The following is a 22,299-nucleotide window of genomic DNA, read 5'->3' on the forward strand; positions in this document are numbered from 1 at the left end:
AGAAGCAGGCATTCCTTTGCTCAATAAAAGAAAAGATATGGAACAGATGACAAAAAAACTCAACGTTCTACCCTTTATTATTTAAACGGATGGGGAAGTGCCCCCCCTTCGAAAGAAGATGAAAAATCATATAAAAAAAGGATCGGCTTAAAGCCGTTCCTTTTTTAATGTTTTATTATTTATTTTTCACACCGGGTTTGTCGGCATAACCACCAGTGAAGATGGCGGCTAAAAATGCGATGGCAACTGCAATGATAATAACTGTGCCCATGATGTAACCTCCCTTTATCCATATTGTCCCACTTAAGTATAGGCTTAGTATACCCCAATTTTTGGTGGGTGTGCACGTAATTTTTCTTGTCAGGCGATTTGTCCTCAAATATTCAAGACTTTACAACAAATCTGTAAATAGAAAAGCCGGACTAAGAACGACCTCTTAGGAAAGTCTGACATGTTTGTCAAACTCGGCGCATAGATTTAAGTATTCTCTGAAAGTGATAGGGGGAGGTTCCTAGATGGATATTTTAAAGAAAATCGAAAAATTTAGAGAAGATGAACAGAAGCTGAAGTGGGAAGGCACCTTCGCAGAATACTTAGAGATACTGAAAGAAAAGCCATTAGTTGCACAATCTGCTCATTCACGTGTATACAACATGATCAGAGATGCTGGGATAGAGGAAGTGGATGGAACGAAGAAGTACAACTTTTTCAGTGGTCAGCTGTTTGGACTTGAGGATTCATTGGAAAGGCTGATCGAGGAGTATTTTCATCCGGCCGCTAAGCGGTTAGATGTCCGAAAGAGGATCTTGCTTTTGATGGGACCGGTATCAGGCGGGAAGTCTACATTGGTTTCACTCTTGAAGAGGGGGCTTGAAAGTTATTCGTTAAATGACTCAGGGGCGATTTATGCGATAAAAGGATGTCCGATGCATGAAGATCCACTGCATCTCATTCCCCAAAATTTGCGGCAGGATTTCTTTGAGGAATATGGCATTCGAGTTGAAGGAAACTTGTCACCGCTGAATGTGATGAGGCTAGAACAGGAGTATGGAAGCCGGATTGAAGATGTGATGGTGGAACGTATCTTCCTTTCTGAAGATAAACGTGTGGGGATTGGAACATTTAGTCCATCCGACCCTAAATCACAGGATATTGCCGACTTGACCGGCAGTATCGATTTCTCGACGATTGCCGAATTCGGTTCAGAGTCAGATCCGCGGGCTTATCGCTTTGATGGTGAACTCAATAAAGCAAACCGCGGAATGATGGAGTTCCAGGAGATGCTGAAATGTGATGAGAAGTTTTTATGGCATTTGCTCTCGCTGACCCAGGAAGGGAATTTCAAAGCGGGAAGGTTTGCATTGATCAGTGCCGATGAACTGATCGTGGCCCATACGAATGAAACGGAATACAAAGCATTCATTTCCAACAAAAAGAATGAAGCCCTGCATTCCCGGATCATCGTCATGCCGATTCCGTATAATTTAAAGGTGAGCGAGGAAGAAAAGATTTATGAAAAGATGATTCATGAAAGTGATGTGTCCGATGTCCATATTGCTCCGCATACACTACGGGTGGCGGCCATTTTCAGTATCATGACGCGTTTGAAGGATCCCAAAAAAGGCGACATCGATTTATTGAAGAAAATGAGATTGTATGACGGGGAAAATGTCGAAGGCTTCAACTCCGCGGACATCAACGAGTTGAAGAAGGAATATCAGGATGAAGGCATGAGCGGAATCGATCCGCGTTATGTCATCAACAGGATTTCCTCCACAATCATTCGAAAGGAAAATCCTTCTATAAATGCACTTGACGTATTGATGTCGCTTAAGGCAGGCCTTGACCAACATCCGTCTATTACGAACGAGCTTAGGGAACGGTATTTGAATTTCATCTCGCTTGCGCGTAAAGAATATGACTCGATTGCCAAGAATGAAGTGCAAAAGGCATTTGTATATTCCTATGAAGAGTCAGCGAAAATCCTTATGGATAATTATCTTGATAATGTCGAAGCGTACTGCAATAAATCTCGACTGCGCGATCCATTGACTGGGGAAGAAATTAATCCAGACGAGAAATTAATGCGTTCCATTGAAGAACAAATCGGCATTTCCGAGAATGCGAAAAAAGCATTCCGTGAGGAAATCCTGATCCGAATCTCTGCTTATGCACGAAAAGGAAAACGATTTGATTACAATTCGCATGACCGCTTGCGTGAAGCCATTCAGAAGAAGCTGTTCGCTGATCTGAAGGATGTGGTCAAAATTACGACTTCAACCAAGACGCCGGACGAAAGACAGCTGAAGAAAGTGAATGAAGTCATCAAGAGACTGATTGATGAACATGGGTATAATTCGACCTCGGCCAATGACTTGCTGCGCTACGTAGGAAGCTTGCTAAATCGCTAAAAAAACGAAGACCCCTGCCATAAAATGGTGGGGGTATTTACTATATAAAAAGAAAATATTGTAAATGATTATCCTTCTTGATATATTTTAGCTGAAGCAGTTATTCTCCGACATTCATGCCTATGAACATACTTCGAGCTTCATATAATCAGATGGCGATTAGAAAACGAGAATCCTATAAATGCGGGTTCTGGTAGGTGTAATCATTTCAAGGAATTGATGGAGGGGTTTCAAATGAGTGTAATGCTTGAATTAAATGATTTGGTTGGTAAAATCAACAATAATCCGGAGCATATTCAACATGAAAAAAATCGGGTTTATCAATTTAACATTGAAGATATAGGAGAAGTTCAACTGCTAATTAACAATGGACAGGTCGAAGTGGTCGAAGGGGCGTCAAACGAACCGGAAGTGACATTGAAATTATCAGAGAAAAATTTCTCCAAGTTATTAAGAGATGATTTAAATACAACACTCGCCTTTATGACAGGTGGCTTAAAAGTAGATGGAAACATCGGCCTGGCCTTGAAACTACAGGAGATTGTAAAACGTTATCAATGAAAATACCGAACTCTGCCCTTCATGGGAGAGTTCGGTGTTTTTTTGCATTTTCTATTCAGTGACATTCAATCCATATTGTTCGATTAGCGTGACGAGTTGACCTGGTGATAATTTGTCTTCACTATATTCGATCTTAATCTCGCCGTCATCCACGTCGATGATGGCACGTTCGACGCCGTCCGTATTCAATAGGATAGACTCGAGGTTTAAAATAGGGCCTTCTGTTGTTGCTTCTCTCACATAAAGTGTAGTGGTTGACATGTTTGATGCACCTCCTGACAGTGTTCCATATAGCTTATCTATACCCTTAATTCGCAAGACATATGTACGGTTTGGAACTTGGAAATTTTGGGTATCAATAAGGAAGAGGTGATTTCAAATGAGTAAAGAAGAATTGAAACGGGAGCACGTTCCAGAAAACAGTTCGATGGCCAAGGATTTAGACGAGATGAAAGAACTCGGCAAGCAAATGGAACGGCAGAGAACGAATGAAGAACTGAAGGAATGGGACAAACGTCCAGGTACCGTCCAACATGAAGTCGAGGAAAAAAAGAGTGAATGAGTGTTCCATTGAAACCGTTCGAATAATGTAAAAGAGGGTATCCAAGTCAGTTCAAAGGATACCCTTTTATTTATGCCGTGGTACAGTTTAAGTGGACTCTTGTCTGGATGCAGCAAAGATACCAAATTCTCTTCTGCAGTTCGCCGTTAGCTTAATAACCTCAAATGGTTCCCTCACCTAAATGAGCCGGCACCTTTTCTCTCTATATCCCTTGTAAAACTGACTCCTTATATTGTCACTATCCTATTTCACCCAGCTTGAACTCCCTTATATCGGGTAAGTGCTTGTCTTATTTCATAGGCAAAACAACCATTATTGAATTTTTATGTAAATTATCCTTCGACGCTGCATAGGATAGAGTAATACTTTTATTTTAACCGATTTTTTTCGATTCGTATTTTTGACTAGCTAATCCTGTGATGATGTGGACTTCTCACACTAATTTATTATATGAAGGAATGATGAAAAGGGTGCAAACATTTTTAAGGGGGGAAGAGAATGTCAGAAGAGAATAATAAACAATACGTAATCTCAGAGGAAAATTGGTCCCTCCATCGGAAAGGCTATGACGATCAACAGCGTCATCAGGAAAAGGTGCAGGAGGCCATCAAGAATAATTTGCCTGATTTGATTTCCGAAGAAAGCATCGTGATGTCCAATGGAAAGGACGTTATCAAGATCCCGATTCGTTCCTTGGATGAATATAAGATTCGTTATAACTATGATAAAAACAAACATGTCGGTCAAGGTGATGGTGATAGTAAAGTCGGGGACGTAATCGCAAGAGATGGATCGCCATCGAATGCCGGTTCCGGCAAAGGGCAGGGTGCAGGGGACAAGGCGGGCGAGGATTATTATGAAGCTGAAGTGTCGATGATGGAGTTGGAGGAAGCGTTGTTTAGCCAATTGGAATTGCCGAATCTTCAGAAAAAGGAACATGCAGAGCATACGCTTGAGCACATTGAATTCAACGATATCCGGAAAACCGGCTTGATGGGGAATATCGACAAAAAGAAAACGATGATATCTGCCTTTAAACGGAATGCCTTAAGCGGCGATCCAGGCTTTCATCCCATTTATAAGGAAGACTTTAAATTCAAGACGTGGAATGAGGTCGAGAAGCCAGATTCGAAAGCGGTCGTATTGGCAATGATGGATACTTCAGGAAGCATGGGTTTGTGGGAAAAGTATATGGCCCGGAGCTTCTTCTTTTGGATGAATCGCTTTTTACGGACAAAATATGAAACGGTCGAGATAGAATTCATTGCCCATCATACGGAAGCCAAAGTTGTGCCTGAAGAGGATTTCTTTTCAAAAGGGGAAAGCGGTGGGACGATTTGTTCGTCCGTCTACCGTAAAGCATTAGAACTTATCGATCATAAATATGACCCTGTTAAATTCAATATCTATCCGTTCCATTTCTCCGACGGTGACAACCTCACGTCCGATAATGTCAGGTGCGTCAAGCTGGTGGAAGAATTGATGAAGGTGTCCAATATGTTTGGTTACGGCGAAGTCAATCAATACAATCGCCATTCGACCCTCATGACTGCCTATAAGAATATTGACAATGAAAAATTCAGGCACTATATCCTTAAGCAAAAGGCTGATGTATTCCATGCGATGAAGAGCTTTTTTAAAGAAGAGGAACCAGCAAAATATGCTTGAAAACTAAGGGTGCTCCACTCATATAAAAAAACGAGGCTGTCCCAGAAGTCATGGAAATGACTAGGCAGCCTCGTTTTTTGATTCTATTAAATTTAAACCATTCGTTTCGTTATTTCGACGACGCGCGCTCCGAGTGCCATCCCAAGTGCTTTATCTTGCTCGGTGATAAGTACGTCACTTTCTACTGGGCAGGAAATACCAACACCATAATAGGAACCATATAGCGCATTTTCTGGAATGTTCCCGGGTAAACCGGCAATAATCATCCCTTGATGAAGCATGGGGGTAATCAGGTTTAATAAGGTGGCTTCCAATCCGCCATGTGTGGTTGCAGTTGTACAGAAAACAGCCCCCACCTTATTGATCAATTGCCCTTTAGCCCATAGATAGCCCAGTTTATCAATCCATGCTTTTAAACCTGAACTAATGGTTCCAAAATGACCGGGGCATCCCCAGATGATCGCATCCATATTTGGGAGCTCGCGGACATCCGCTTCGTTCACATGCTGGATAAACACGGTTGCTTCTTCCGTTTTTTCTGCACCGAGGGCAATAGCCTTTGCTAAGGCTTCTGTATGTCCGCCTTCACTATCATATACAACTAAAATATTCACATACATACCTCCATTACTTCCAATTTCACGCTTTTTAAAAGGGACATTAATTTTGTTTATTAATCATGATTAAGGCCTGACGAAAGACATCATCATCCATGTCATTTTGAGGGGTATCGTTCGTTTCCTTTACTGTAAAGTTGAGAAGCGCTTTCCGATACCAATCATCATCTGTGCCATTGTGATCTTTGGATAAAGTTATCATGGTTGCTTTAACAGATTGAGTGGAAGGTGCCTTTTTCATTAATTCTCCCGAAACAGGGGTACTTGTTTGAAGTACTGTGTTCGGTTGTTCTTCAGTTTCTGCTTCACTAAATTGCGTGACTGAAGGTGATGGTTCATTTTGTGTGGCCTTTTCTTTTTTATGTGCACGATAAGTAAAGCTGAGGCAGATAACGATAAACACCACTAAGTAGCTAAAAAGGACCCAAAGAGCTGTGCCAAGACCCGCTTCCAAATTTCCGTTGAAATATAGTAATGATTTCATTCCATCTTCTATGTAACGAGTAGGTAAGACGGTACTGATAAAACGGTGGAATGCTGGTAATCCTGTTAATGGGACTGCGCCACCGCTTCCGAATATTCCCAAAATGTTAAGTGGGAACATCACCAGAATACCCCAGTTCCCAAAGAATAGACCAAGCATTTTGAAGAGGAAATACATGGTGAGAGTACCTAAGATCATGAATAACCAAATCGGCCAGACACTTATCGAATGGGTGCTACTGAAAAATCCGAATACAACAACCATTAATGCGGATGACGTTACGACCATCAAAATTACCCCTAGAAGCATTTCGGTAAGTTGAACGGTTGAGTGACGAAGGGCCAAGCCTCTCTCTCTCATTTTCTCACTTATATTAGTAATGTACCCACTGATCATTTGCGTTCCCATAAATCCAGTAATCGATGCCATAAGGACCAACATGAATGGAGTCATTCCTTTATTTAAGTCTCCAGGAAGACCAAGAACATTTGAGGTTGTAGTTGTAATGGGCTGATCTAATAAATAGGTGGCTTGTGGAGAAACTTTTTTATTTGCTTTAATCAGTTCTTGCTTTAGCTCACCGCTAATATCGGCTGAAGCTGAAGCGACCAATGACTTGAGAATCGAAGGAGCGATCGACGTGGTAAGCTGTCCGCCACCTTCATTAAGTAGGATTTTAACCTCCACTGCTTTCGGTACCTTTTTCCCGGACAACAAGGCATCGTGAATCTTGGTGATTTGGCTAGTATAATTGGCCGGAATGATCAAGGCCCCATTTGCCTTATTCTCTTTAATAGCCTGTCTTGCTTTTTGCTCGCTTGTTTCCGTCATCCATTTCAACGAATGTTCGTCTTGAGTTTGAGGAAGGGTAGCAAACACCTTTTTTCCGTCTATTTGTTCGGAGAAATCTTTATCTTCATTGACAATAATCAATGGGAAATCGGTTAATTTTTGTTCGGCTCCTTTAAATACTGGTAAATATACGCTAACCATGGCTAACATGAGCAGCGCAACGATCCAGATAGGTCTCCAGACTATTTTTAATTTTAATAATGTCTTCATATGTATCATTCTCCTTAAAAAAAATTGAAGCAAGTGGGGGTATCAATCGTCATGTTGGTTCTCTACTTTGCGGAAAATTTTCTTGTTCATCATACGCGCCATAACATATAGCATTTCCCGATCATCTTGGTCCATTTCTTCAAAGAATCTCGAAGCATGGGAGTTATCTATAGAGTAAGAAACGACGCTATAACCATCCTCAGTTAATTGGATGAGCTGACTCCTTCTATCCTCAGGATTTTCTACGCGTCTAATCAATTCTTTTTTCTCGAGAGAATCGACTAAATAAGTGATCGATGCTGCTTTTAAGTTTAAATGCTGTGCCAATTGAATCGATAAGCATGCGTTATTCCGTTCAATATAACTGAGAATGGAAAATTGATTGAGCGTCAAATCATGTTTCCTCAAATGGCTGGCGAATGCCTTAAACCAATCTTTAGCCATTTTCTTAGCTAAATCATTATAAACACTTACTAACATGTCGATTGTAATCCCTGTATTTTCCTCCAAAAAAACACAACTCCTTAAAAGCGATAAATTCAATATTACTTTAAATGTTCTAAGCTGTAAAGAGATTAATCCCTCAATTACGACAATTTTTCGCATGATTTATTTCGAAACATCAAAGTTTATTGTGTAATCGTTCACAAATTTTTGATAAAAATAATGGATAGAGGTTTTACTTAGGATTAATCGTAGATGAGTTTTTTTATGTGAGTGTGCTAGTTGCATTAACTAATTTCTTGAAGTGCCGATATAAGCAGTGGAAGAAGAAGGGAATATATTCAGAGCTATAAATAAAGAAAGGTCTAGGAATGAACTTTTGCAAAAGAAAGAAAACATATAATGTGGAGGTACGTCGATGAAGAAGTATATGAATTTGAAGATAAAAACAAAATTGATTTCAGCGTTTTTGTTAATGGTCCTGTTTCTGGCTGTTGTAGGAATGGATGGAGTAAAGAATCTAAGAAATTCGAATGAAGATCTTGAGGCAATGTATGATGATCAGCTTGTACCCCAACAATACTTGAACGATATTGAGGTGGCGTATCAAAATATTCGCATCGGTGTCCGTAATTTGACATTTGTCGCACAAACGCCTGCGGAAAAGGAAGCGGCTGAGCAGGGAATAAATGAACAAATAGATACGATCAATACTCTAACGACGAAATTTGAAAGCAGTAATATGAAAGCTACAGAAAGAAGGCTTGTTGAAGAATACAAAATAGCCCTGGCGGATTTTTATGTTCTGACAGATAAGAATATTGCCTTAGGAAAAGCCAATGACGTAGAAGGTTTCCTCAGAACATTAAAAGAAAACAAAGGGAAGGGCGATCAATTAGAAATTAAGCTTCAACAGCTGAATGATACGACCGATGAAATGGCTCAGGATGCTTATAAACGTGCAAATGAATCATTTAACCATACGAAGAACAATACATATATCTTTATCATTTTGTCCGTGTTGATCAGTATTGCTTTAGGATATATCATTTCTCTGGTAATCTCGAGACCGCTGCAAAGGGTGGTGAATTTGGTCGGGGATATATCAAAAGGAGATTTAACACAAACATCAGATATCGACACCAAGGATGAGGTCGGAGCTCTTGCCAAATCGATGAATGAAATGGTAAGCAACCTTAGAAACATGATGAAAGGTGCTTTCCATACATCAGATCAGGTGGCTGCCTCATCAGAAGAGATGACTGCAAGTGCTGAACAATCAAGTAAGGCAACAGCTGACATTTCCGGTGCCATCCAAATGATAGCGGATGGATCGGTCCATTCTGCAGCGAGCCTTGAGGAAAGTTCGGCGGAATTAGGGGAAGTGTCGGTTTCCATTCAACAGATGGCCGAAAGTTCCAGTGCCATTGCAAAGGCTGGAGCACATGTAGCTGAGCAAGCGAAATTGGGAGGCGAGTTCGTAGATAAGACCGCCCAACAAATTCAAACCATTTCCCATTCGGTTGATAAAAGCGGGGAAGCAATACTTTCACTGGATAAAAGATCGCAAGAAATAGGAGAAATAACGAAAGCCATTACGGAAATTGCGAATCAGACGAACTTATTAGCATTGAATGCGGCCATTGAGGCAGCAAGGGCAGGAGAACATGGGAAAGGGTTTGCGGTAGTCGCTGATGAGGTCCGTAAGCTTGCTGAGCAATCCCAGCAATCCTCGACTCAAATAGCTGAACTTATTCAAGAGATTCAAGATGACATGATGAAATCCAATCAATCCATCAATCAAGTCAAATTGGACGTGAAAGAGGGACTTGGTATCGTTTCGAAAACAGAGGAAAGTTTCAAAGTCATTTTGGATTCAATTGGGGAATCGAGTGATCGAATCGAAGAAATGGCCGCAACTGCCGAGCAAATGTCAGCGAGCGCCCAAGAGGTACTGACAAATTTAACGAGCATTACGACAGTCGCAAGAGATTCAACGGCACATAGCCAAAATGTTGCAGCTTCCACTCAAGAGCAATTGGCTTCCATGGAAGAAATAGCGTCTGCATCAAACAACCTTTCAAGAATGGCTAGTGAATTACAGGAGTTGTTAGGGGCATTCAAGTTATAAACAGAACCAGATTAGCCATCCCTTCTCTCTTTAGATGGGATGGCATTTTTCTTACTGCTTTGTATTTCCGGCAAGATGAGATACAAACAGGGATATGATTTGTAGAAAATGAAGCAATGGTGTTACATAGGCGTGAAAAATCCCAGTAGCGTGGAGACTACTGGGGTTTTTAAATGAAATTAACGATTATACTGTTGATACCAAGCGATGAAGTTTTCGACGACCATATCTAAGAACTGTACAGTCGGTTCATGGGTAAGATTTCCTTGTTGATCGATTTTTTCATGAACGGCCCCTACATATACTTCATTTCCAGGAAGAAGTGGAGAGGAGACGCCTGCAGCAAACAAGATATCCCGTAAATGAAGTTGAGCTTTTACTGTCCCTAAATTCCCCATGGAAGCACCGACAATCCACGATGGCTTACCAATCAAGACTTTATCTACACGAGATAACCAATCGATCGCGTTGACTAACACACCTGGTACCGTTCCGTTGTATTCAGGGGTTACCCACAAGACGGCATCGGCATTGGCCACTTTGTCTTTAAATTCTTTAACAACGACAGGAGGATCGTTTTCGATATCCTGGTCGAAAAATGGTAGATTCCTAATGTTCAAGATTTCAAGATCGAACTTTTCATGATATTTCATTTGAATATATGTAGCTAGTTTTAGATTATAAGATTCCTTGCGTATACTACCCACAATGGCAACAATTTTCATCAAAAAAACCTCCTATTGTTTTTTTTGCACGAGCAATTTTACCTTTATAGTATACTTGGTATTTTATTGAAATGGAAAAGAGACGCATCGGATGTTGGATAAAGGGATCATGTTCACCCTTCGTTTATACGTTGATGGTAATGCCTATCCAGGGAATAGCCGAAAAGGGAGGCTAGCATTTGTTGAAATAGCATACCGAGTATCACCGGCACGGCAACGGCCGCAGGGAAATAGGTGGTGGCAAGGACGGCCCCGGCGCTGATATTGCGCATCCCCCCGGTAAAGGTCAAGGTGATGACGTCTTCCTTCTCCCAATTCAATAGTTTTCCAACCCACCAGGAAAAAGCATAGCCTGAAGCGGCGATGAACAGCACCAAGAGAGCCATGATCAATAATTTCTTATTGAAATGGGTGAGGTAGGGTGCGATTTTTGAACTGTTCAAAATTACGACGATCCCGACGCTTAATTTGGAAAATGGAGCTAGTCGGGGGGCGAGCCCTTCTTTTATTTTCCCTTTTGTGACCTGATTCAACAACATCGCAAGCACGGATGGAAGAACGACCATGCCAATCAAGCCTTTCACCATGGGCCATGTGTCCATTTCGATTGTGCCCCCACCGAATAGTGAGACACTGTATGGAACAATGAAGGGCGAAAGTAGGGTATCAATCAGGATAATCGTTAAAGCTAGCGCTGCATTGCCTTTATAAATGGTTATCCAGATGATACTGGTGACACCGGTTGGAATGACAACACTTAGGACCAGCCCAGTAATCGTGAAGGCATCCCCGTGAAAAACTAAGTGACCGAGGGCCCAGGCCCAAATCGGCATAAGGATATGTAGGATGATTAACACAACGAAAACGGGTAACGGGTGATAGACTGCCCGCTTTAATGACTTGAAATTGGAGCCAAGGCTCCCTGTAAAGGTAATGAAGGCAAAAATCCATGGAACCAGGAATGTGTAATCGGTTAGCCGTTCGGAAAGCAAGACACCGATAACAACGCTTATGGGGGTGATAAATGGCATCGCCCTATTTAAATATGTATTGATCGATTGCAGCAATATCCATCCACTTCCTACCGTTTATTTCTTCATTTTTAGTGTACCATATTCCAAACCATGTATATCGAAACGAAAACCCTACGTTGTCGTATACAAGATAAATACAATTTAGTAAAATATATATAAATAGAGCGTGAAGGGAGATTATATGAAAAAAGAAATAGTATCTTGGATGAAATCCATACTCATTGCGTTAATCGTCGTTTTCATCTGTCGTCAGTTCTTGTTTGTTCCCGTCACTGTAAAAGGGGAGTCCATGGAGCCGACTTTTGAAAATAGTGACCGTATTGTCGTTACGAAAGTCGGAAACATCGAGCATTCTGATATGGTGGTTTTTCATGCTCCGGATGCAGAAAAAGAGTATATCAAAAGAGTCATCGGACTTGAGGGCGATCGTGTGAAAATGAAGGATGACATGCTATATATCAATGGGAAACCGTATAAAGAACCATACGTGAAATCAAATAAAGAGCAGATTCCCCCTGATGAAAACCTGACTGAGAATTTCGACGTGAAAGTACCTGAGGGATCGTTATTCGTAATGGGAGATAATCGCAGGCATAGCTGGGATAGCAGAAGGTTCGGTGTCATCTCGGAGGATTCACTTGTCGGAAAAGTGGAATTTCGTTTCTTTCCTTTGAACGAACTGGGATCCCCTCAATAAATATTCATATGGTATAGACTAAGTCGGACTTTTAGAAGATGATAGGTAAGGACCTTTTCCATTGGTTAAGGTCTTTTATTTTATACGTGGAGGTTTTTTTGATGAGGAAGAATGGGTTGGCCACTCTATCCATCCCAGAGCTGGATGAAGAGATGGGAAGACAAGTAAAAAAATACGTGGATTCACTGACTGTTCCGCAGGGGAGTTTGGGGAGGCTAGAGGAATTGGCCATCGACCTTGCGAAGATGACAGGTGAGGCATTTCCGGAAGTTTCGAGACCGGGAGTGATCGTTTTTGCGGCAGATCATGGCATTACGGATGAAGGGGTTTCCGCTTATCCAAAAGAAGTGACGGAACAAATGGCCCTCAATTTCCTGAATGACGGAGCGGCGATCAATGTATTCAGCCGAGCGATTTCCGCTTACTTTGACATTGTTGATATCGGGATTGACGCAGAAATTGAAGCGGCGGAATTGACTGCAAGGAAAGTGCGCCGTGGAACTCGAAACTTTTATAAAGAAGACGCGATGACACGGGAAGAAGTGAACCAAGCTCTTGAAGTCGGGTATGAACGGGCGGAGGTCATGATCGACAAGGGGGCTAAATGTCTGATCCTTGGTGAAATGGGAATTGGAAATACGACAACCAGTTCGGCCATCATATCGGTGGTTAGTGGAAAAAGCGTGGAGTCGCTGGTAGGTCAGGGAACCGGCCTGAAAAGCGAAGGGATCATACATAAACAAAGGATCATTGAAGAGGCCCTTTCCTTAAGGAATCCTAACCCAAAAGATCCAATCGATATTTTGATGAAGATCGGCGGACTCGAAATTGCCGGTATGGCAGGGGCCATGCTTGCGGCAGCCAGCAAACGAATACCGATTTTGCTTGATGGGTTCATTACGACCACGGCTGGTGTGATTGCCACCTTGATTTCGGCTCGTGCCGCGGATTATATGTTCGTTGGGCATCAATCTGCAGAACCTGGGCATCGAACGGCAATAGAATGGCTTGGTAAAGAGCCGATCCTTCAGTTGGGCATGCGAATAGGAGAAGGCACAGGTGCCGCGGTTGCTTTTCCCATTCTTCAGGCAGCGACCCTGGTCGTAAAGGAAATGGCAACGTTTGAATCCGCAGGTGTATCGAATAAATAAGGAAAAGAGAGGGGTCTTCTCGATGAAGGCCTCTTTTTTATGTGAAAAGACCCGCTAAGATAAGCGTAAGCCGGATAATCAGGGGGTAGGAAAGAAGGCTTCCGGTAAGCGTTATACACAAACTCCATACTCGGACTACCTTATTTTTTAATACGTATGCAAGCAGAATCATAGAAAAGAGACAGATGAAAAAGGCTGTAATAGCTCCTGGATTATACGAGCCAAAGTAAAAGAATAAAGCAAGATGCTGTACCGCATTGAAGAAAATAGCACCCTGTGTGAAGATGACCCAATGAATGGATGATAAGACCTGAATCTGATAAAGACAAATGATGAGGAAAACTAGAACAGTCAAGATAGAAGCGGCCAGGATGAATTGAGTCTGACTGATAAAGGCTATGTGGAATTGGCTTTTTAAATATGCGGTCATACCTAATGATTCTTCCGCATTATGGAGGAGAAATAATAAAGGGATTAGCCATAACGTCTTGTTAATAGGAGCACCTCCTGTTGGGTTAGGGAAATGGATAAGAAGAAACCCAGATAATGAACGCATGAATGTCCATTATCCGGGTCAGTTTGTTTGATCACTTATAGATTATAAGCGTCGACGTCGAATCCTTTTGCTCTGTAATAATCAAGTGTTCCTTGATAGATGGCTTTTGCAGCCTGTTGTTTGTAATAGGTTTGTTTCAGTTTCGCTGCATCGCTTGCATTATCGATGAATCCTGCTTCCACAAGCGTTGCTGGCATGGAATTGTATTTAAGAACATAGAAGTTAGCTTCTTTTGTCCCTCTATTTTTAAAGTCCATATAATCTATTAATCTAGCTTGGATTTTTTGGGCTAGAAGTTTGCTATCGGCATTGTATGGATTAACCGCAGCTCTGCTGTACGAACTATAATAGTACGTTTCGCCGCCAGTGCCGCCGCCGGCATTAATATGGACGCTGACAAAGATATCATCATCTGATTTCTTGTTCGCTGCTGCGAAGTCCATACGCTTTTGCAGGGATTGACTGGTGGAAATTTTGCTTCCACTCGCTGTAACACTGCTAGTTTTTGAGGTTCTGGTCATGCTTGTATTAATGGGTGTCTTATCAAATAAATCTTGGGCTCTCTTGCTGATATCCAGGGTGAGCGTGGCCTCTTGCAGACCATTTCCGACTGCACCAGGGTCCGTTCCACCATGACCGGGATCAATAATGATGTTCAGTCCACTTAATGGGGAAACGGTCGAGAGGGAATTATCCCAAACCCAGCCTTGAAGATCACCAGCCTGGATGTATCTCCAACCATTTTTCTCCTCTAAATAGCTCACGGTAGATCCTTTTGGAATGATACCAATCGATCCCAATGATTTTGTGGCAGATAAATATACGTTTACGTTATATATGGATTGAGATACACCCTCAGCTTTGGATGAAATCTTCATCGTTTCATTTATATACTTATCTTCGATCCAACCCGTAGTATTGCTGCTTCTCACGGAGCGCCATCCGTTTTTCATTTCTGAAATGGCAACCATTTTATTTTTTGCAAAGGCCGAGCCTAGTGTACCACCGCTCTTATTAGGAGATTTATAGATTTTGGCGGAGCTCGTACCAGTGATTTTTGCGGTGGAAGTCGAGTCTACTAGAGAGTCTGACCAAACCCAGCCTTCATTTGATGAGGTCTGGATATATGTCCAACTTCCCATCGTCGCTAACGAAACAAGCGGTGTGCCGTTGTTCACTTTTGTTTTAGTACCAGAACTTTTGGCTGGTCCATTATATAGGTTGGCATAATTTTTGGCAATGACGCTTTGGTGTGAGACGGTATCATAGTCGGTGTTAGTCAAGTGAGCGTTCCAAATCCAATAGCTCTTTCCATTGACAAACACATGACGCCAACTATTTTTCACTTCTGCATAAGCGACAGTACGACCGTTGTTCAATTTTCCAGAGGTACCGTATTTCTTTCCGGCCCCATTGTACAGATTGACATTACTAGCTTTGACTTTTCCTATGCCATATGTAGGCTGAATGTATTTCTCAGCTACCCATGCTTCTTGGCCATTTACGTAAATATGACGCCAAGATCCAGACTTTTCGAACAGGATTGTGGTTGCTCCAGCTTTTACAGAACCATCTTTTCCATAACTCTTACCTGGGCCTGTATATAGATTATAGGAAGATAATCCGTTTGTCAGTACAGCTTCACCAAGAGAAGACTGTACATACTTTGAAGCAATCCAGCCATAATCATCGTTGCTTTGGAAATAAGTCCAGTTTCCAGAGGTTTTGATGATTGTAATCAATTCCCCTTTTAGTACTTTTCCGCCGGTTGTTCCGTAAGCCTTACCTGGCCCTTTATAGACATTGGCACTTTTTATATTATGAATGATTCCCGTGTCGTTGGATTCTGCAGCATGGACCTTAAGCGAAGGGCTAAGTGAAGTGGTCGTTATAAAGAAAACGGCCAATGTAAGTAGTAGAATTTTTTTAAACAAAATAGGTGACCTCCTTAGTTATAAGGACGCACAAAGAAAATGACTAATAATAACAGTCAGTTATGGATTGATCGTTATTATAAAAATGGCAACAAAGATTTAGATTGTTTACGAAAAGCACCTCCATTTATTTCAGCCGATATTTTTTCCATTTAAAGCACGTCACGACATAATATAACATATTTCTGAGGATGTGTTCAAAAAAATGTTAAATTACACCTTCAAAAGTTTCATTGATTTAAAAGGATGATAGTCTAAAAGACTCCTGTTTCTTACAGGATATCCCGTCTCTAGAATTAATGAAAGTAACCGGTAAACTGATCATTCTGATTCGATTGGGTATCATTTGTGAAAATTTGTTAGGTAGTGAGAGAGAAGTTCCCAGTTGAAGTGAAGGAGATGACAATGGGAAGCTATAGTTTTAGTGCTTGCGGAGGGGTGGATGTTTTGGTTTAAGTGAAGGGTAAAAGCCTAAAAATATGGGGTGGGAAGGCGGCAGAGTATAGGTAACTCATTGTTGCTGCATGCCTTTTGCTCTGCCTAATGCTTGCCAATTGCCATCACGTTAACGGGAAATAAAAGGACTGCCGGTCACCCAAAAGCGCCATGGATAGTCTTTTGCTTCCCCCGAGTTCCCGATGCCGATACGGGGTCCGCTTGAGATGTGTTCAGGCTGTTTGCCCGACGTAAGGTATAAGGGAGGTTCAGTGAAAAAATGTCCGTAATCTGCCATTGTAATGCCCAGTGCTTTAGATAATTTTCCTGGTCCGTTCGTCAGCTTGCGAATATCAGGAAGTCCACGCCTTTCATGCATTAAATCCAGTCCCACATAGGGTTCCACTGCCCGAATCAAGATGGCTTCAGGTATATCGGGGCCACCACTCACGACATTAACCAGTGTATGGGTGTGCATGGAGTATGTATAAATCATGCCGGACTCACCGAACATGACTTCCGTGCGCTTCGTCCTTCTATTTCCAAAACTATGAGCAGCCCTGTCCATGGCACCCATATAGGCTTCGGTCTCGACAATAAAACCGGCAGCCGTTCCTTCGGGGGTTTCTTTCACAAGCAGACAGCCCAAAAGAGATTGCGCCAGTTCGAGTGTAGGCTGGTTGTAAAATTCCTGTGGCAAGATGGATGGGATGGTAGGTTCGTTTTGCATCGTATCACTCCAAAAATGTATGTTACAGTTAAATTTCCCTTTAGGACGAAAAAGAAACCTCAGGCAACAATGAAAAAATCGGCTACAATGAGCCGACCACGATTCTTATATGCTCCTATCATTTTTTACGTCTTGATCCCGCTTGATTTGACCGGAACCTACGGATAGAGCGACTAAAATACCTACGGAAACAAAAAAGATACCAGTGATGAATACGCTTGAAAAAGCATGAATCCAGGCATGTTCAATCGCTTTTATCAAGGCATTGCTGACTTCAGTCGGCATTTTCAGGTTTTCGGGATAAAGCATGACGTTGAATAGTTTATCTGTTTGATCGGCTAGCGCACCCAATGCTTCATGCAGTACAGGATCTTTTTCGTTCACCACTGCATCATCCATATTCTTTTGAAGATGATGATTCATGACGGCGTTCAAAATCGTAATGCCCATCGTTCCGCCTATTGAACGAAAGAAGGTCGAGGCTGCGGTGACCGAGCCAAGCTGAGACTTGGGGAATTCATTTTGAACGGCTATCATCAAAGTCGGCATGACTTGCCCCATTCCCACTCCAAGAACCGCCATGAAAATATAGGCAGTCAATGTGTTAGTGTCACTATCCATCGTACTCATAAGGATAAATCCAAGGGTAGTAAAAACCATTCCCGAGGTAAGGACCGTGCGAAAACGGAATGTTAAAAGCAGCCGTCCTCCGACGACGCTTGCCAGAATCATTCCAATCATCATCGGGGTCATGGTCGAACCTGCTTTAGTCGGTGATACGCCAAGCACTCCTTGCATGAAAAGCGGAACGAACATGATGGCCCCGAACATGCCGAGCCCCAATAAAAAACCTAGCGCATTCGTGGTGGCAAAGACCCTATTCTTAAAGAGGGATAAATCAAGAATCGGTTCAATGGCCCTTCTTTCAAACAAGACAAATAAAACGAGAAAAACCAGGGTACTGCCAAAAATGGTAAAGGAGGTAAGCGAACTCCATTCAAACTTATCACCACCAAAGGTTAAACCGAGCAATAGCAATACAATGCCGGGTATCAAGGTGATAATGCCTAAATAGTCAATGTTCACTTTCTCCTTTTTCAAAATCGTTTCATGCTTTAATCCGACATATATCATGCCTGCGGATAATAAACCGGTAGGTACATTGATGAGAAAAATCCAGTGCCAACTGATATGGTCCACGATCAGTCCACCCAAAAAAGGGCCGATGACCGCACTTAACCCAAAGATGGCCCCGAAAACACCTTGCCATTTAGCTCTCTGTTCAGCCGTGAAAATATCACCAATGATGGTCTGGGATAAGGGCATAATCATCCCGCCCCCGACTCCTTGCAGTCCTCGGTAAATGATGAGCTGTTCCATTGAAGTGGCGGTGGCACATAAAAACGAACCAATCGTAAAAATGATCGTTCCAAGCAGGTAAAGAGACCGCCTGCCATATAAATCTGATAACTTCCCCACGATAGGTACGACGGTGGTGGAAGCAATCAAATAAGCGGTCGTAACCCAGGCGAAAATGGTGAAGCCATTCAATTCTCCGATAATCGTCGGCATCGCTGTCCCGACAATCGTCTGTTCTAATGAGCTGAAAAACATCCCAATGATCAATCCGGTCAAGACAAGTGTGGTATTGATTGAATTTTTCTTCATGTCCATTTCGTGTCTCCATTCCTGTAAGGTAATTCTCATTTCGGGAACATCGATTGTCTAAGTGGAAAAATTATAAACGTTTCCTGACTATGCAGTCAATCCATATTTTTCGCTAAAAAATTCACTTTCTAGATGGGGTATTTTTAGGAATACGAAGGAAATATTCGTCCTAGAAACCCACTAATCTGCACGCTAGGAACTCTTGGGCATGTTTCTCTTAGCCGTATCCGCTATAATAAGATACTAGATGAAGATATGATTGGAAGTGTAAAATATGAGTAAAAAAATCGGATTCATTGGGTGCGGAAAAATGGGAGAGGCGATGCTTGCAGGCATACTGCGATCAGGCAACGTTTCACCTGAAATGATCATGGTCAGTACGGCAAGTGTAGCGACCCTAACAAAAATCACCTCTAAATATGCGGTGCAAGGGTGCTTAGATAATAAGGAAGTGGCTGGATTTGCCGATATGCTTTTCCTGGCTATCCAACCAGCCTTGCATGAGCAGGTCCTTTCAGAAGTGAAGGCTCATCTAAAAGAGGATGTTGTGATCATTACGATGGCAGCAGGAATTGCCACTTCACAAATTGAAACGGGCCTTGGAAAGAGGGTAAAGGTCGCAAGGACGATGCCGAACACCCCATCTCTCGTTGGGGAAGGCATGACGGCAATCAGCATGAATGATGAAATCACTGCAGCCGACATATTGGATGTCACAACTTTGTTGAATAGCTTTGGAAAGACGGAGCTCATACAAGAACATCAGATGGACGCAGTGCCGGCGATCAGCGGGTCTTCACCGGCGTATGTATACATGTTCATTGAAGCACTCGCCGACGGTGGTGTCCGTGACGGGATTCCGAGGACCCAAGCATATCGCTTGGCAGCACAAGCGGTATTGGGAGCTGCTAAAATGGTGCTAGAAACGGAAAAACACCCGGGAGCATTGAAGGATGACGTTTGTACACCAGGGGGTTCAACGATAGCAGCTGTTGCCACGTTAGAAGAGAATCGGTTCAGGGCGAGCATTTTGGAGGCAATGAAGGCCTGCACAGATAAAACAAAGGGAATCAATCAGTGATAAGAAGGGATGCCTTGCATAAAGGCAATTTTTCTTGGGGTTTTAACACAATGTTTCGTTAGAAAATCTGATGGTGTAGGAAAGAGATGAAAGCAAAAAAAGGAAAGGGCTCCAAAACGTCTTAACCGTTTTGGAGCCTTTCCTTTTTATTAGGCGTTAATATTATTTTGATTCAATGCACTCACTACATTTACATAGTTATAACCAAGGTCCTTCGCAACAGCTTCGAATGTGATTTCGCCGTTTGCTACGTTTACCCCTTTTTCCAAGGCTTCATTCTCAAGAATCGCTTGAACGGCGCCTTTGTTGGCAATTTGCAAAGCGTAAGGAACGGTTACGTTCGTTAAGGCAATGGTCGATGTTTGTGGGACCGCTCCAGGCATGTTTGCCACTGCATAATGAACGACTCCATGTTTTACATAAGTAGGGTTATCATGTGTTGTGATATGATCAACCGTTTCGAAGATTCCACCCTGGTCGATGGCGACATCGACAATGACAGATCCTGGAGACATGGATTTGACCATTTCTTCCGTGACGAGTTTAGGAGCTTTTGCACCAGGAATCAGAACCGCACCAATGACTAGATCCGCTTCTTTAACGGCTTCCGCAACATTAAATGGATTGGAAATGAGAGTGGTCAACTGATTGCCGAAAATATCATCCAATTGGCGTAGACGGTCAGGACTCAAATCAAGAATGGTCACATCCGCGCCTAGACCGATGGCGATTTTGGCTGCATTCGTACCAACCATTCCACCGCCGATGACTGCTACTTTCCCACGTTTCACACCAGGGACACCACTTAGTAGGATGCCTTTACCACCGTTATTTTTTTCAAGGAACTGAGCGCCGATTTGTGAGGCCATGCGTCCGGCCACTTCGCTCATAGGTGTTAACAAAGGCAACGTACGGTTTACAGATACCGTTTCATAGGCAATGGCTAGTACACCATTGTCCTTCAATGATTTCGCCAATTCAGGTTCAGCGGCAAGGTGAAGATATGTGAAAAGAATCAAGTCCTTGCGGAAATATTTATATTCAGATGGGATAGGCTCCTTAACCTTCATGATCATATCCGTGCTTTCCCAAACGCTTGCAGCATCTTCAACCATGATGGCGCCAGCTTCTTGATAGGATTCATTGGTGAAACTGCTTCCTAACCCAGCGTTCATTTCTATTAAAACTTCATGTCCGGCATTGGCCAAGGCCATAACGCCAGCTGGAGTGATAGCTACACGGTTCTCGTTGTTTTTAATTTCTTTCGGAATACCTATTCTCATCTAAAATCCCTCCAAGAGTTTCTTTTTAAGTATTATCTAAAGTATAAACGGGATTGGAAAAGGTTAGTATGTTGAAATCAGAAAAGTTAAAAAGATGCCTTTGTGGAATTCCACAAAGGCAGAGTCGAACGTTAGGGGTAACTATTGGATTGGAGCTTGGATGATCAAGATGAGCGTAAGAAAATGTAACATGAAACTAATCGACGGGAACGTTGTCCATCATACGTTCTTCAATCCGTCTTTTCTTATAAAGCATCATGCCTGTATCCGCGATGTCGGAAATCATGGAACGGTTGGTGAAAGCTCCAAAGATGATGCCTGCGACTGGCACCATCTGCAACAGTTTCTTCCAACCGAATTGATCCCGGTATGTATAGACGACTTCCCGCCACCCTTGCAACTCGGAAGCGATTTCCCTTTTTGATTCTGATCCGGGAAGACTCATATTCTCCAGTTCTTTTAAAAGCGTCTTTTTCCCGACGATATCCGATGTGGTGAATTGCAGGCATTTGACGATGAAAATCCGTTCCTGCTTGTCCCGGGGATTGTATCCGTACGCAACCGCGATATCCTGCAGGGTTTTAATGGACATGCCGAGAAGGAGGGGGATATCAATCGCCAGGGTGAAAATCCCACCTATTCCGGTACTAGCCCCTTGGACTGTCGCTAAGTTGCTGCCGGACTTTTTAATATCTTGACTGACACGGTCCATAGTTTGGAGCGGGACTTTCTTTGAAACATCTTCTAAATTAGTGATCTTCAATTCAGCTTTTTGAGCCTGCAACTTCTCTATGATGGTGGACTCTTTCGTTAAGTATTTCCCGCCGGTCTGTATGTAGCTACCTATTTCATCGAGCACAATGCCCAGCTTCTTTTGAATGAAGGCAGGGGTCACCTTGTCTAGTATCTTAAACGGGAGACGGCCAATTCGGTCCCAGAACCATAATCCTTTCTGTTCCTTTTCCCATTCTTTTACGATCAGCAGCTCTTTTTCGAGGTATTCTCTTGATTCCAGGTTCAATTATGTAATGCTCCTTTCCGTATCCCTATCTTTACCGTATTTTT

Annotated in this window: 20 protein-coding genes; 8 read left to right on the forward strand and 12 right to left on the reverse strand. The window is 42.5% G+C overall.

What is annotated here, in order from left to right:
• The first annotated feature begins 515 nt into the window (after positions 1–515).
• Together ACIQXN_RS06510 and ACIQXN_RS06515 are read left to right on the forward strand one after the other, a co-directional pair.
• Positions 516–2,411, forward strand: a complete 1,896-nt coding sequence (locus ACIQXN_RS06510; protein WP_402963520.1) for a PrkA family serine protein kinase — start codon at positions 516–518, stop codon at positions 2,409–2,411.
• 234 nt (positions 2,412–2,645) lie between these two features.
• The gene (locus ACIQXN_RS06515; protein ID WP_402963523.1) at positions 2,646–2,972 is read left to right on the forward strand and encodes an SCP2 sterol-binding domain-containing protein; all 327 of its coding nucleotides are present in this window, start codon (positions 2,646–2,648) and stop codon (positions 2,970–2,972) included.
• 51 nt (positions 2,973–3,023) lie between these two features.
• On the opposite strand, the gene ACIQXN_RS06520 is transcribed toward ACIQXN_RS06515, so the two are convergent.
• Positions 3,024–3,233, reverse strand: a complete 210-nt coding sequence (locus ACIQXN_RS06520) for a heavy-metal-associated domain-containing protein (protein ID WP_402963526.1) — start codon at positions 3,231–3,233, stop codon at positions 3,024–3,026.
• 118 nt (positions 3,234–3,351) lie between these two features.
• Here ACIQXN_RS06520 and ACIQXN_RS06525 point away from each other — a divergent pair, with 118 nt between their 5' ends.
• Positions 3,352–3,534: a hypothetical protein gene (locus ACIQXN_RS06525; protein WP_402963529.1), complete on the forward strand. Its 183-nt coding sequence runs from the start codon at positions 3,352–3,354 to the stop codon at positions 3,532–3,534.
• Positions 3,535–4,032: 498 nt separating this feature from the next.
• Positions 4,033–5,202 carry a sporulation protein YhbH gene (gene yhbH / locus ACIQXN_RS06530; protein ID WP_402963532.1) on the forward strand — a complete coding sequence of 390 codons (1,170 nt, stop codon included), beginning with the start codon at positions 4,033–4,035 and terminating at the stop codon, positions 5,200–5,202.
• 92 nt (positions 5,203–5,294) lie between these two features.
• Here the strand turns inward: yhbH and ACIQXN_RS06535 are convergent, their stop codons facing one another.
• From ACIQXN_RS06535 to ACIQXN_RS06545, 3 genes are read right to left on the reverse strand one after another with little or no spacing between them, the layout of a single operon-like run.
• Complete coding sequence (locus ACIQXN_RS06535; protein WP_402963535.1) at positions 5,295–5,816, reverse strand: NAD(P)H-dependent oxidoreductase; 522 nt, start codon at positions 5,814–5,816, stop codon at positions 5,295–5,297.
• Between the two features lie 46 nt (positions 5,817–5,862).
• The gene (locus ACIQXN_RS06540; protein ID WP_402963538.1) at positions 5,863–7,365 is read right to left on the reverse strand and encodes a YhgE/Pip domain-containing protein; all 1,503 of its coding nucleotides are present in this window, start codon (positions 7,363–7,365) and stop codon (positions 5,863–5,865) included.
• A 42-nt stretch (positions 7,366–7,407) separates the two neighbouring features.
• The gene (locus tag ACIQXN_RS06545; protein WP_402963541.1) at positions 7,408–7,875 is read right to left on the reverse strand and encodes a MarR family winged helix-turn-helix transcriptional regulator; all 468 of its coding nucleotides are present in this window, start codon (positions 7,873–7,875) and stop codon (positions 7,408–7,410) included.
• A 352-nt stretch (positions 7,876–8,227) separates the two neighbouring features.
• Between ACIQXN_RS06545 and ACIQXN_RS06550 the strand changes: the two genes are divergently transcribed.
• Complete coding sequence (locus ACIQXN_RS06550; RefSeq protein ID WP_402963544.1) at positions 8,228–9,940, forward strand: methyl-accepting chemotaxis protein; 1,713 nt, start codon at positions 8,228–8,230, stop codon at positions 9,938–9,940.
• A gap of 179 nt (positions 9,941–10,119) precedes the next feature.
• On the opposite strand, the gene ACIQXN_RS06555 is transcribed toward ACIQXN_RS06550, so the two are convergent.
• Together ACIQXN_RS06555 and ACIQXN_RS06560 are read right to left on the reverse strand one after the other, a co-directional pair.
• Entirely contained in the window at positions 10,120–10,665 is a 546-nt protein-coding gene (locus tag ACIQXN_RS06555; protein WP_402963547.1) for an NADPH-dependent FMN reductase, read from the reverse strand.
• A 113-nt stretch (positions 10,666–10,778) separates the two neighbouring features.
• Positions 10,779–11,735 carry a bile acid:sodium symporter family protein gene (locus ACIQXN_RS06560; RefSeq protein ID WP_402964645.1) on the reverse strand — a complete coding sequence of 319 codons (957 nt, stop codon included), beginning with the start codon at positions 11,733–11,735 and terminating at the stop codon, positions 10,779–10,781.
• 145 nt (positions 11,736–11,880) lie between these two features.
• On the opposite strand from ACIQXN_RS06560, the gene lepB reads away from it, so the two are divergent.
• Both lepB and cobT read left to right on the forward strand, forming a co-directional pair.
• Positions 11,881–12,396 (forward strand): signal peptidase I, encoded by a 516-nt coding sequence (gene lepB / locus ACIQXN_RS06565; RefSeq protein ID WP_402963550.1) that lies wholly within the window; start codon positions 11,881–11,883, stop codon positions 12,394–12,396.
• A 101-nt stretch (positions 12,397–12,497) separates the two neighbouring features.
• A complete protein-coding gene (gene cobT / locus ACIQXN_RS06570) occupies positions 12,498–13,547 on the forward strand; it encodes a nicotinate-nucleotide--dimethylbenzimidazole phosphoribosyltransferase (RefSeq protein WP_402963553.1) in 1,050 nt (349 codons plus the stop codon).
• A 37-nt stretch (positions 13,548–13,584) separates the two neighbouring features.
• Here the strand turns inward: cobT and ACIQXN_RS06575 are convergent, their stop codons facing one another.
• From ACIQXN_RS06575 to ACIQXN_RS06590, 4 genes are all read right to left on the reverse strand, one after another.
• The gene (locus ACIQXN_RS06575) at positions 13,585–14,103 is read right to left on the reverse strand and encodes an HXXEE domain-containing protein (protein WP_402963556.1); all 519 of its coding nucleotides are present in this window, start codon (positions 14,101–14,103) and stop codon (positions 13,585–13,587) included.
• A gap of 35 nt (positions 14,104–14,138) precedes the next feature.
• Positions 14,139–16,037: an N-acetylmuramoyl-L-alanine amidase family protein gene (locus ACIQXN_RS06580; protein ID WP_402963559.1), complete on the reverse strand. Its 1,899-nt coding sequence runs from the start codon at positions 16,035–16,037 to the stop codon at positions 14,139–14,141.
• A gap of 565 nt (positions 16,038–16,602) precedes the next feature.
• The gene (locus ACIQXN_RS06585) at positions 16,603–17,202 is read right to left on the reverse strand and encodes a DNA-3-methyladenine glycosylase (protein ID WP_402963562.1); all 600 of its coding nucleotides are present in this window, start codon (positions 17,200–17,202) and stop codon (positions 16,603–16,605) included.
• Between the two features lie 105 nt (positions 17,203–17,307).
• Positions 17,308–18,876 (reverse strand): MDR family MFS transporter, encoded by a 1,569-nt coding sequence (locus tag ACIQXN_RS06590; protein ID WP_402963564.1) that lies wholly within the window; start codon positions 18,874–18,876, stop codon positions 17,308–17,310.
• Between the two features lie 268 nt (positions 18,877–19,144).
• Here ACIQXN_RS06590 and proC point away from each other — a divergent pair, with 268 nt between their 5' ends.
• Complete coding sequence (gene proC / locus ACIQXN_RS06595) at positions 19,145–19,951, forward strand: pyrroline-5-carboxylate reductase (protein ID WP_402963567.1); 807 nt, start codon at positions 19,145–19,147, stop codon at positions 19,949–19,951.
• A 149-nt stretch (positions 19,952–20,100) separates the two neighbouring features.
• Here proC and ald read toward each other — a convergent pair whose 3' ends face one another.
• Together ald and ACIQXN_RS06605 are read right to left on the reverse strand one after the other, a co-directional pair.
• Positions 20,101–21,234, reverse strand: a complete 1,134-nt coding sequence (ald, locus tag ACIQXN_RS06600; RefSeq protein WP_402963570.1) for an alanine dehydrogenase — start codon at positions 21,232–21,234, stop codon at positions 20,101–20,103.
• A gap of 196 nt (positions 21,235–21,430) precedes the next feature.
• Entirely contained in the window at positions 21,431–22,249 is an 819-nt protein-coding gene (locus ACIQXN_RS06605; protein ID WP_402964648.1) for an EcsC family protein, read from the reverse strand.
• Positions 22,250–22,299: the final 50 nt, after the last annotated feature.

The sequence above is a fragment of the Peribacillus sp. NPDC097295 genome, assembly GCF_044761665.1.
GTDB lineage: Bacteria > Bacillota > Bacilli > Bacillales > DSM-1321 > Peribacillus.